We start from the raw sequence: 10,708 nt of genomic DNA, 5'->3' as shown, positions 1-10,708 counted from the left end.
GATCCGGGGCGTGCTCGAGCGCCTCGGTCTCGAGCCCTGGGACATCACCCGCACCCAGGAGCCCGACGCCGAGGAGCTCGGGCTCAAGGAGTCCGCTCGATGCCACCGTACAGTCCGGGCGTTCCGCCGGAGACGGAGCGTGGCCCGCCGGCGGCGGGGGCCCGGCCGGTGCGACGTGGCGTTCGAGGGGCGGGGGACGGGGTAGCCGCCGTGAGGGTCGTGGAGTCCGTGAAGGGGTCGGGCCCCGGGGCCGCGGCGGGCTGGAGGAGGAGTTCTCCGCCGGTGCCCGCGTCGTCGCCGTGGCGGGAGGAGTCGCGGTGCCCGGTGGTGTGGCCGCCGCAGCCCGAGAGGAGGAGCGCCGCGGAGAGCACACAGGCCAGGACGACGGTCCCGGTGGGTGTCCGCACCTCGTCCTCCCGCTCACCTCGGCCCGTTCGGGGCCGTTCGTCACTATTGTTTGCTTCGGTCACTTGTGTCACGCAACCGGAGCGCTGGCACACGGAGCGTGACGCCCGGGCAGGGCGCCGTCCGGAGAGGAGGACCGCACGGCTGTGGACTGGTTCGGCGCGTCCGAGTACTGGCTGACCCGGCTGGTCTTCCAGCGGGCGCTGGCCGCCGTCTACCTGGTGGCGTTCCTGACGGCGGTGCTCCAGTTCCGCCCGCTGATCGGGCGGCGCGGCATGCTGCCGGTCCCGCGGTTCGTCGAACGGGTGCCGTTCAAGCGGGCGCCGAGCCTGTTCCAGTGGCACTACTCGGACCGCTTCTTCGCGCTCTGCGCCTGGGCGGGCTGCGCGGTGTCGGCTGCGCTGCTGGCGGGGCTCGACTCGCTGCTGCCCCTGTGGGGCGGCATGCTGCTCTGGCTGGTGCCGTGGGCGCTGTACCTGTCGATCGTCAACGTCGGGCAGACCTGGTACTCGTTCGGCTGGGAGTCGCTGCTGCTGGAGGTCGGCTTTCTGGCCGTGTTCCTCGGCAACGACGAGGTGGCGCCACCGGTCGTCGTGCTGTTCCTGCTGCGGTGGATCCTGTTCCGCGTGGAGTTCGGCGCGGGGCTGATCAAGATGCGCGGCGACGCCTGCTGGCGCCAGCTCACCTGCCTGGACCACCACCACGAGACGCAGCCGATGCCGGGCCCGCTGAGCTGGTTCTTCCACCATCTGCCCAGGCCTCTCCACCGCGTCGAGGTGGCCGCGAACCACGTCACCCAGCTCGTGGTGCCGTTCCTGCTGTTCACCCCACAGCCCGTCGCGACGGCCGCCGCGTCGCTGATGCTCGTCACCCAGGTGTGGCTGGTGCTGTCGGGCAACTTCTCCTGGCTGAACTGGATCACGATCGTGCTGGCGCTGTCCGCCGTGCGGTTCCCGGCCGATCCGCCGGACGTGCCCGGCGCCCCGCTGTGGTACGTCGTGGTGGTGCTCACGGTGGCCGTTTCGCTCCTGGGCCTCAGCTACCGGCCGGTCCGCAACATGCTCTCCCGCCGTCAGGTCATGAACCGCTCCTTCGACCCGCTCCACCTGGTGAACACCTACGGAGCGTTCGGCAGCGTGAGCCGGGTGCGGTACGAGGTGGTGGTGGAGGGCACCGCGGACGACGTGCCGCGCGCGGACTCGGGCTGGCTGGAGTACGAGTTCAAGGGCAAGCCGGGCGATCCTCGGCGCTGGCCGCGCCAGTTCGCGCCCTACCATCTGCGGCTGGACTGGCTGATGTGGTTCGCGGCCCTCTCCCCCGCCTACGCCGACCCCTGGTTCGGGACGCTGGTGGAGCGGCTGCTGGAGAACGACCGGGCCACCCTGAAGCTGCTGCGCCGCTCCCCGTTCCCGCCGGATGCGCCGCCTCGGTTCGTGCGCGCCCGCCTGTTCCGGTACCGCTACACGACGTGGCGCGAGCTGCGGGAGACGGGCGCGTGCTGGGAGCGGACCTACGTGCGTGACTTCCTGCCGCCGACGCGGCTGGCGGGGCCGGTTCACAGGCCGTAGACACGGATCGCGGTGGACTCGAGGATCTGCGGGTGGTCGTGCGGGTCGGTGAGTCGGCGGGTGAGGTCCAGGGTGTCGCCGTACGCCGCGCCGAGGGTGCACACCGGCCAGTCCGATCCGTACATCAGCCGGCCGGGCCCGAAGGCATCCAGGGCCACGTCGGCGTACGGGCGCAGGTCCTCGACGGTCCAGTTGGCGGGGTCGGCCTCGGTGACCAGACCGGACAGTTTGGCGACCGTGTTGGGCAGGGCGGCCAGGGCACGCAGGCCGCTCGCCCAGGGTTCGAGGGCGCCGGCGGCGATAGGCGGTTTGCCCAGGTGGTCGAGGACGAAGGTGAGGCCGGGCAGGGCGGCGGCGGCCCTGACGCAGGCGGGCAGTTGGTGCGGGAGCACCACCAGGTCGTAGACCAGCCCCGCGTCGACGACGGCGGTCAGTCCGCGGTGCACGTCCGGGCGCAGCAGCCACTCGGGGTCGGGCTCGCCCTGGACCTGGTGACGGATGCCCTTGAGGTACCGGCCGCCGGGGAGCGCGCGCAGACGGGCGAGTTCGTCGGCGACGTCGGGCCGGGTGAGGTCGGTCCAGCCGACGACGCCCGCGATCATGTCGTGCCCGGCGGCCAGGGCGAGGAACTCCGGGGTCTCCTCGGGCACCGTGACCGTCTGGACGAGGACCGTGCGGTCCACTCCGGCAACTCTCGCCTCGGGTTCGAGGTGCTTCATAATGAAGTCGCGCCGGAGCGGGGCGAGTTCGGGTCCGATGATCCAGTCCTGGTCCCGGACGGACAGGTTCCACAGGTGGTGGTGGGCGTCGACCACGGTCATGACGGCAGTTCCCAGACGACGGGCAGGCCGGCGTCCGCGCCGTCGCCGGAGTAGTCGTGCACGACGTCCAGCAGTTCGGCCATGCGGGCCTGCCAGGCGACGTTGACCGGCAGCTTCTCCAGTTCGGCGAGGAGCCGGGCGTAGTCCTCGCACTCCAGCAGGTGGAAGAGGTTCGTGTTGCTGCGCCAGATCGTCCAGGAGGTGGCGCCCGCGGCGCGGATGGCGTCGATGAGTTCCTCCGGGACCTCGCGGTGGGCCGCCTCGTACGCGGCGATGCGGTCGGCGCGGACCTCGGTGTGCAGGGCGACCCTCATGACGGCTCCTTCGGCGCCTCGGCGGGGACGGGTGCGTCGGCGGGCAGCAGCCCCTCGGCGCGCAGGTCGTGCCAGAACCCCGCGGGCACCCGGGCGGCGAACTGGTGGGCGCAGTCGCGCACTTCGTGGGCCGAGCGGGCGCCGACGAGGACGCTGGCGACGGCCGGGTGGGCGGCGCAGAAGGTCAGGGCGGCGGCGCGCAGCGTGGTGCCGTGCCGGTCGGCGACGGACTTCAGACGCAGGGCGCGCTCGACCAGTGCCGAGGGGGCGACGGTGTAGTTGTACCTCGCCCCGGGTTCGGGGTTGGCCAGCAGGCCGGAGTTGAAGGCGCCGCCGATGACGACGGACGTGCCGCGATCAAGGGCCGCGGGCAGCAGGCCGGTGAGGGCGCTCTGGTCGAGCAGGGTGTAGCGGCCGGCGCAGAGGACCACGTCGACATCGGTGTCGCGGACGAAGCGGGTGAGCATCTCGGCCTGGTTCATGCCGGCGCCGATCGCGCCGACCACGCCCTCGGAGCGGAGCCTTTCCAGCGCCGGGTAGCCCTCGCGGAAGGCCTGTTCGGCTTGCTCGTCGGGGTCGTGGAGGTAGACGACGTCGACCCGGTCGAGACCGAGGCGTTCCAGGCTGGACTCCAGGGTGCGGCGGATGCCGTCGGCGCTGAAGTCCCACACGCGGCGGTGGGTCGCGGGCACGGCGAAACCGCCGGCCAGGTCGTCACCGCCGCCGTCCGAGGGTTCCAGGCGGCGCCCGACCTTGGTGGAGAGGGTGTACCGGTCGCGTGGGTGGTCGCGCAGGGCGGCGCCGAGGCGGCGTTCGGAGAGACCGAGGCCGTAGTGCGGGGCGGTGTCGAAGGAGCGGATGCCCCGTTGCCAGGCGGCCTCGACGGCGTCGTGCGCCTGGGCCTCGCCGACCTCGGTGTACAGGTTGCCGATGGCGGCGGCGCCGAAGGACAGGGCGCTGACCTCGACGCGGCTACGGCCGAGCCGGTTCACCGGGCCACCGGGCGCAGCCGCAGGCCGAGCATGCCGCCGTCGACGGCGAGCGCGGTGCCGGTGGTGGCTCCGGACAGAGGGCTCGCCAGGTAGGCGATGGCGCCCGCGACCTCGGCGGGCGAGACCAGACGGCCGGTGGGCTGGCGGGCCTCCAGGGCGGCCCGTTCGGCGGCCGGGTCGGGTGCGGCGTCGAGGAGGCGGCCGACCCACGGGGTGTCGACCGTGCCCGGGTTGACGCAGTTGACGCGGATGCCCTCGCGGACGTGGTCGGCGGCCATGGCGAGGGTGAGGGAGTACACCGCGCCCTTGGTGGCGCTGTACAGGGCGCGCTGCGGCAGGCCGGCGGTGGCGGCGATGGAGCAGGTGTTGACGATCGCGGCGTGCGCGGAGGCCCTCAGGTGGGGCAGGCAGGCGCGGGTGGTGCGGACCATGCCGAGCACGTTGACGTCGTAGACGCGGTGCCACTCGTCGTCGGGGTTGTCCTCGACGGTGCCCCGGGCGCCGATGCCCGCGTTGTTGACCAGCACGTCGAGCCCGCCGAGGTCGGCGACGGCGGCGGCGACGGCCTCGCGCACGGACGCGTCGTCGGTGACGTCCGCGCGGTGGGCGAGCAGCGGCTTGTCGACCGGCGACGGGTCCAGGTCGAGGACGGCGACCCGGGCGCCGCGCTCGGCCAGGAACTCGGCGGTGGCCCGGCCGATGCCGGAGGCGCCGCCCGTCACCAGGACCCTCAAGCCCTCGAAGTCGCTCATTCAGCCTGCTCCTTCCGGAGGTCGGCGGCCCAGAACGCGCCGCCCGGATAGGTGTACCGCGCCAGCGACTCGGGCCGCATGGCCGCCGAGAAGCCCGGCGCGTTGGGTGCCATGTACCGACCCTCGCGGATCACCACCGGGTCGAGGAAGTGGTCGTGCAGATGGCCGACGTACTCGATGACGCGGTCCTCGGTGGTGCCGGAGAGGGCCACGTAGTCGAACATCGACAGGTGCTGGACGAGTTCGCACAGGCCGACGCCGCCCGCGTGCGGGCAGACCGGCACCCCGAACTTGGCCGCGAGCAGCAGGACCGCGAGGTTCTCGGGGACGCCGCCGACGCGGGCCGCGTCGATCTGGACGACGTCGAGCGCGCCGGCCTGGAGCAGCTGCTTGAAGACGATCCGGTTCTGCACGTGTTCGCCGGTGGCGACCTTCACGGGGGCGACGGCCCGGCGGATCGCCGCGTGGCCGAGGATGTCGTCGGGGCTGGTGGGTTCCTCGATCCAGTACGGGTCGAACTCGGCGAGGGCCTTGGTCCAGCGGATCGCCTCGTGGACGTCCCAGCGCTGGTTGGCGTCGACGGCCATGCGCACGTCGGGGCCGATGACCGAACGGGCCACGCGGCAGCGGCGGATGTCGTCGTCGAGGTCGGCGCCGACCTTGAGCTTGATCTGCCGGAAGCCGTCGGCGACGGCCTCGGCCGCGAGCCGGGTGAGTTTGTCGTCGTCGTAGCCGAGCCAGCCGGGCGAGGTGGTGTAGGCGGGGTAGCCGGACTCCAGCAGGCGGGCCGTGCGTTCCCCGGCACCCGGCCGGCCCCGGCGCAGGAGGGTCAGGGCCTCCTCGGGGGTGAGGGCGTCGGTGAGGTAGCGGAAGTCGACCTGGCGCACGATCCATTCGGGTTCGGCCTCGGCCAGCAGCCGCCACAGCGGCAGGCCGGCTCGTTTGGCGGCCAGGTCCCAGACGGCGTTGACGACGGCGCCGACCGCCATGTGCATCACGCCCTTCTCGGGTCCGAGCCAGCGCAGCTGGCTGTCGCCGATCAGGTCGCGGTTCAGGGTGGAGGGATCGGCGCACAGCTCGTCCAGGCCCCGGCCGACCAGGTGCCCGCTCAGTGCCTCGATCGCGGCGACCTGCACCTCGTTGCCCCGCCCGATGGTGAAGGCGAATCCGTGCCCCTCGTGCCCGTCGGCCGCGTCCGTGCGCAGGACGACGTAGGCCGCCGAGTAGTCGGGGTCCGGGTTCATCGCGTCGGAGCCGTCGAGCTCGCGCGAGGTGGGGAAGCGGATGTCGTGGGTGTCGACCGCGGTGATGCGGGCGGGCGTCGGGGACACGGAGTGCCTTTCGGTCGGGTGCAGGAGGGCGGGGAGGTCAGTCCTGGGCGCGGCCCGTGGTGACCCGGGCGATCATGAGGGCGACCAGGATGATCCCGCCGTAGATGGCCTGGATCCAGAACGACGGGACCTGCGCGAGAGTGAGCAGGTTCTGCACGACACCCAGAAGGAGTACGCCGGTCAGGGCGCCGAACATGGTGCCCTTGCCGCCGTCGAGGGCGATGCCGCCGATCACCGCGGCCGCGAACACCGTGAAGATCATGTTCTGGCCCTGGTTGGCGCTGATCGCGCCGACGTAGCCGGTCTGCATGATGCCGCCGACCGCGGCGAGCACGCCCGCGACGACGAACACGCCGAGCATGACGCGCTCCACGCGGATGCCCGCCGCCCGGGCCGATTCCGCGTTGCCGCCGATGGCGTACAGGGCGCGTCCGACCCGGTGGTACTTCAGGACCAACCCGGCGACCGCGAAGGCGAGCGCGGCGAGCCACACCGACAGCGGGACGGTGAGGAAGGTGGTGGTGGCCAGCGCGTAGAAGCCGTCGGGCATGCCGAACAGCGTCTTGCCCTTGGTCGCGCCGACCAGCAGGCCGCGCAGCACGATCAGCATCGCCAGCGTCACGATGAACGCGTTGAGCTTGAACTTCACGACCAGGACGCCGTTGAAGGCGCCGACGGCCGCGCCCGCGACCAGAGCCGCGAGCAAGGCCAGAGCGGCGGGGAACTCGGTGCCCCAGCCGGACTGGGCGGCGGGCAGCACGAGCAGCGCTCCGACGGCGGGCGCGATGCCGACCACCGACTCCAGGGAGAGGTCGAACTTGCCGGTGATGAGGACGAGCGACTCGGCGAGCACGACCATCGCGAGGGCGGCGGAGGCGCCGAGGATCGAGATCAGGTTGCGCTCCGTGAGGAACGAGTCGTTGACGATCGTCCCGAGCACCACGAGCAGCAACAGGGCAGGTACGAGGGCCAGTTCGCGGGCCCGGCGCAGCAGCACGGTCCTCGCCGACCCGGTGCCGGTCACGAGCACCGGCTTCACCGGCGGGGCCTTGGTGTCAGCCATGGTCCACTCCTTCGATGGAGGCGATGAGCTCGTGGTCGCGCCAGCCCGCCCGGTGCTCGGCGACGACACGGCCGTGGAAGAGGACGAGGACCCGGTCGCAGCGCCTGAGGTCGTCGAGTTCGTCGGAGACGACGAGTACGGCGGTGCCGTCCTCGCGGGCGCTGTCGACGCGGGCGAGCAGGGACTCCTTGGACTTCACGTCGACGCCCGCGGTGGGGTTGACGAGGACCAGGAGCCGTGGGTCGGAGGCGAGGGCCCGGGCCATGACGACCTTCTGCGCGTTGCCGCCGGACAGGTCCGAGACGGGCTGTTCGGGGCCCTCGGCGTGGATGTCGAGCCGTCCGATCAGCGCGGTGGCGACGCCGCGTTTGCGGTCGGTGCCGACGAAACCGAAACGGCCGAGCCGGTCCAGGACGCTGAGGGTGGCATTGTCGCCGACGGACATGCCGAAGACGAGGCCCTGGTCGTGCCGGTCGCGGGGCACGAAGCCGACTCCGGCTTCGACGGCGGCCCGGACGTCGCCGAACGGCAGTGGCGCCCCGTCCAGCCGGACCGTCCCACCGGTGGGTGTATGCAGTCCCGTGAACGTCTCGGCCAGCTCGATCTTGCCGCTGGCGCTGGAGCCGGCGAGTCCGACGACCTCCCCGCGGCGGACGGTGAGGCCGACGTTCTCGTAGGCCGTCGAGCGGAGCCCGCGGACGTCGAGGAGGACCGGGCCTGCGGCCTCGACGGCCCGCTGCCGCTCGGTCGCCTCGGCGATCGCCTCCCCCGCCATGGCCTCCACCAGTGCCTGGCGCGGGAGGTCGGCGACCGGTGCGGTGGTGATCCAGCGGGCGTCGCGCAGGACCGTGACGGTCTGGCAGACCTCGTACACCTCCTGGAGGTGGTGCGAGATGAACAGGAAGGTGACGCCCGAGTCCTGGAGGGAGCGCATACGGCTGAAGAGCCGCTCGATCTCCCGGTTGTCGAGCTGGGCGGTGGGCTCGTCGAGGACGATGAAGCGGGCGCCGAAGCTCAGCGCGCGGGCGATCTCCACCATCTGCCGGTCCTCGACCTTGAGGTCGGCCGTGCGGGCGTCGGGGTCGACGCGCACGTCCCAGGTGTCGAGGAGGGCGGCGGCCTCGGACTTCAGGCGGCGCCAGCTGATGAAGCCCCGGTGCAGCGGCTGCCGGTTGATGAACAGGTTCTCGGCGACGGTCAGTTCGGGGACGACCGTCGGATGCTGGTAGACGCAGGCGACCTTGCGGCGCCAGGCGTCCCGGTCGGTCAGCGGCGGCGCGGGCTCGCCGTCGAAGCGGACGGTGCCCTCGTCGGGTGCCTGGAGGCCGGTGAGGATGCGGACCAGGGTCGACTTGCCGGCGCCGTTGCGGCCGACGAGGGCGTGGGACTCGCCGGGCAGGACGGTGAGCCGGCCGTCGGCGAGGGCGGTGGTGGGGCCGTAGCGCTTGACGACGCCCCGTGCCTCGACAAGTGGGCTGCTCATTCGCCCGTGTTGCCCCACAGCTCGGGGTCGTCGACGTTGTCCTTGGTGACCAGCGGGGCGGGCAGCTGGTCCTCCAGGATGCCGCTGGGCAGCTTGACGATCGTCGAGTCGTGGTCCGTCGGGCCCGGCTTGAACTCCTTCCCCTGCATCGCCGCCTTGATGTAGTACATGCCGTACTTGGCGTAGGCGTCGGCGGGCTGGGAGACGGTCGCGTCGATCTCGCCCTTGCGGATCGCGTCGAACTCCTGCGGGATCCCGTCGTTGGAGACGATGGCGATGTGGCCCTGCTGCCCGGCCTTCTTCAGCATGCCCTTGGACTTGAGGGTCTGAAGGGTGGGCGCGAGGTAGACACCGCCCGCCTGCAGGTAGATGCCCTTGATGTCGGGGTTGGCGTTGAGGAGGGTGTCGAGCTTGGAGGCCGCCGTGTCGGACTCCCACTTGGCGGGGATCTCCAGGACCTTCAGCTTCGGGAAGTTCTTCTTCACGCAGGCGTGGAACGCCTCGGAGCGGTCGCGGCCGTTGACCGAGGCGAGGTCGCCCATGATCTGCACGACCTTGCCTGAGGTGATGTGCTCGCCGAGGTACTGGCAGGCCTTCTCGCCGTACGCCACGTTGTTCGCCCGGACCACCATGGCGACCTTGCCCTTGTCGGGGGCCACGTCCACGGCGACCACCGGCACGCCCTTGCGCTCGGCCTGGTCGAGTCCGGCCTCGATGGCGGCACTGTCCAGCGGGGCGACGACCAGGCCTTCGACGCCCTGGTTGAGCTGGTTGTTGATGTCGGTGATCTGCTGCGAGGGGTCGCTGTTGGAGTTGACGGTCTTCATCGCGTCCACGCCCTCGGACTTCGCCATCTTCGGCACGTAGTCGTTGTACGACTGCCAGAACGGCGAGGTCAGCAGGGGCAGCACCACCCCGACCTTGCCGGTGCCGTCACCGCCTCCGGCCCCGGAGGCCCCGGTGTCCTTGGTGCTGCCGCACGCGGCGAGCAGCAGGGACGCTCCGGTGGCCAGGGCCACCGCGCCGAACATCCGTGACGTGTTCCGTTTCCGCACTGTGCTTCCGGGCATCTCAGGAGGCTCCCATCGACCGGTCTTCCAGCAGATGCCCGCATACTTATCAGACCACTCCCCGGCCAGAACACCCGTTGACGGCAGATTTTCCCGCTCACGGCCCATAGTGGTCCGACCACCTGACTGGTTAGACTGCGCCGAGCGCGGTGATCGGAGGAATGGCGTGGACGACGAGACAGCCCCGCAGAAGGGCACCGTGACGCAGCGCGCCATCGAGCGGATCAAGGCGATGATCGGCGAGGGCCGGCTGGAACCGGGCCAGCGGTTGCCCACCGAACGTGATCTGGCCGTCCAGCTCGGCATCTCCCGCAGCTCGATGCGGGAGGCGATCCGTGCGCTCACGGTGCTGGGCGTGCTGGAGGCCCGGCACGGCTCGGGCATCTACGTGACACAACTGGAGGCCGGCGACCTGCTGGAGACCTTCGGTGTCGTCGCGGACCTGTCGCGCGGCCCGCAACTGGTGGAACTGCTGGAGATCCGGCGGATCCTGGAATCGACGGCGACGGCGCTGGCCGCCGCCCGGATCACCCCGGACCAGCTGGCCGAGGTGGAGAAGCACCTGGCGGCCATGACCGCCACGGACGATCCGGAGGAGATCCTCGCCCACGACCTGGCCTTCCACCGGGAGATCGCGGCGGCCGCGGGCAACGAGACCCTGGCCGCGATCCTGGAGGGCCTGTCGTCACGGACGTTCCGCGCCCGCGTCTGGCGCGGCTACCAGGAGGAGGGCGCCTTCGCCCGCACCCGCCGCGAGCACGCGGCGATCCACCGGGCCCTGGCGGCTCATGACCCGGAGGCGGCCCGCGCGGCGGCGGCCGCGCACGTGGGCGAGGTGGAACAGTGGCTGCGCGCGCAGCTCGGGCCCTGAGACGGTCCCAGGGCCCGGTGCTCCGCGGCTACTTGAAC

The 10,708-nt window shown here is 71.8% G+C and carries 11 protein-coding genes and 1 pseudogene; 3 read left to right on the top strand and 9 right to left on the bottom strand.

Going from position 1 to position 10,708, the window contains the following annotated elements; all coding sequences use genetic code 11:
• Positions 1-91, top strand: a pseudogene (locus ABZ281_RS20430) (arsenate reductase family protein); the annotation flags it as partial.
• Here ABZ281_RS20430 and ABZ281_RS20425 read toward each other — a convergent pair.
• A complete protein-coding gene (locus ABZ281_RS20425; protein WP_356657388.1) occupies positions 84-407 on the bottom strand; it encodes a hypothetical protein in 324 nt (107 codons plus the stop codon). The pseudogene ABZ281_RS20430 and the gene ABZ281_RS20425 overlap by 8 nt on opposite strands.
• A 144-nt stretch (positions 408-551) precedes the next feature.
• Between ABZ281_RS20425 and ABZ281_RS20420 the strand changes: the two genes are divergently transcribed.
• Positions 552-1,973 carry a lipase maturation factor family protein gene (locus tag ABZ281_RS20420; RefSeq protein WP_356657386.1) on the top strand — a complete coding sequence of 474 codons (1,422 nt, stop codon included), beginning with the start codon at positions 552-554 and terminating at the stop codon, positions 1,971-1,973.
• Here the strand turns inward: ABZ281_RS20420 and ABZ281_RS20415 are convergent.
• Genes ABZ281_RS20415 through ABZ281_RS20380 form a run of 8 tightly spaced genes read right to left on the bottom strand, consistent with a single transcriptional unit; the run spans position 1,961 to position 9,799 of the window.
• On the bottom strand, positions 1,961-2,794 hold the full coding sequence (locus ABZ281_RS20415) for an amidohydrolase family protein (protein WP_356657384.1): 834 nt from the start codon (positions 2,792-2,794) through the stop codon (positions 1,961-1,963). The two genes, ABZ281_RS20420 and ABZ281_RS20415, sit on opposite strands and share 13 nt — an antisense overlap.
• On the bottom strand, positions 2,791-3,108 hold the full coding sequence (locus ABZ281_RS20410; protein WP_356657382.1) for an L-rhamnose mutarotase: 318 nt from the start codon (positions 3,106-3,108) through the stop codon (positions 2,791-2,793). Before ABZ281_RS20410 ends, ABZ281_RS20415 begins: the two co-directional genes overlap by 4 nt.
• Entirely contained in the window at positions 3,105-4,100 is a 996-nt protein-coding gene (locus ABZ281_RS20405) for an aldo/keto reductase (protein WP_356657380.1), read from the bottom strand. Before ABZ281_RS20405 ends, ABZ281_RS20410 begins: the two co-directional genes overlap by 4 nt.
• Complete coding sequence (locus ABZ281_RS20400) at positions 4,097-4,852, bottom strand: SDR family oxidoreductase (RefSeq protein WP_356657378.1); 756 nt, start codon at positions 4,850-4,852, stop codon at positions 4,097-4,099. The genes ABZ281_RS20405 and ABZ281_RS20400 overlap by 4 nt, the downstream gene beginning before the upstream one ends.
• Positions 4,849-6,183: an L-fuconate dehydratase gene (locus ABZ281_RS20395; protein ID WP_356657376.1), complete on the bottom strand. Its 1,335-nt coding sequence runs from the start codon at positions 6,181-6,183 to the stop codon at positions 4,849-4,851. Before ABZ281_RS20395 ends, ABZ281_RS20400 begins: the two co-directional genes overlap by 4 nt.
• A gap of 37 nt (positions 6,184-6,220) precedes the next feature.
• The gene (locus tag ABZ281_RS20390; protein ID WP_356657374.1) at positions 6,221-7,246 is read right to left on the bottom strand and encodes an ABC transporter permease; all 1,026 of its coding nucleotides are present in this window, start codon (positions 7,244-7,246) and stop codon (positions 6,221-6,223) included.
• Positions 7,239-8,729, bottom strand: coding sequence for a sugar ABC transporter ATP-binding protein (locus ABZ281_RS20385; RefSeq protein WP_356657372.1), 1,491 nt, complete (start codon positions 8,727-8,729; stop codon positions 7,239-7,241). Before ABZ281_RS20385 ends, ABZ281_RS20390 begins: the two co-directional genes overlap by 8 nt.
• Positions 8,726-9,799: a sugar ABC transporter substrate-binding protein gene (locus tag ABZ281_RS20380; protein WP_356657370.1), complete on the bottom strand. Its 1,074-nt coding sequence runs from the start codon at positions 9,797-9,799 to the stop codon at positions 8,726-8,728. The genes ABZ281_RS20385 and ABZ281_RS20380 overlap by 4 nt, the downstream gene beginning before the upstream one ends.
• 166 nt (positions 9,800-9,965) lie before the next feature.
• Here ABZ281_RS20380 and ABZ281_RS20375 point away from each other — a divergent pair, with 166 nt between their 5' ends.
• Entirely contained in the window at positions 9,966-10,670 is a 705-nt protein-coding gene (locus ABZ281_RS20375) for a FadR/GntR family transcriptional regulator (protein WP_356657368.1), read from the top strand.
• Positions 10,671-10,708: the final 38 nt, after the last annotated feature.

Origin of the sequence: Streptomyces sp. NPDC006265 (assembly GCF_040613555.1) — a bacterium.
In the GTDB taxonomy this organism is placed as follows: domain Bacteria; phylum Actinomycetota; class Actinomycetes; order Streptomycetales; family Streptomycetaceae; genus Streptomyces.
This window is presented reverse-complemented; position numbering and strand designations above follow the sequence as displayed.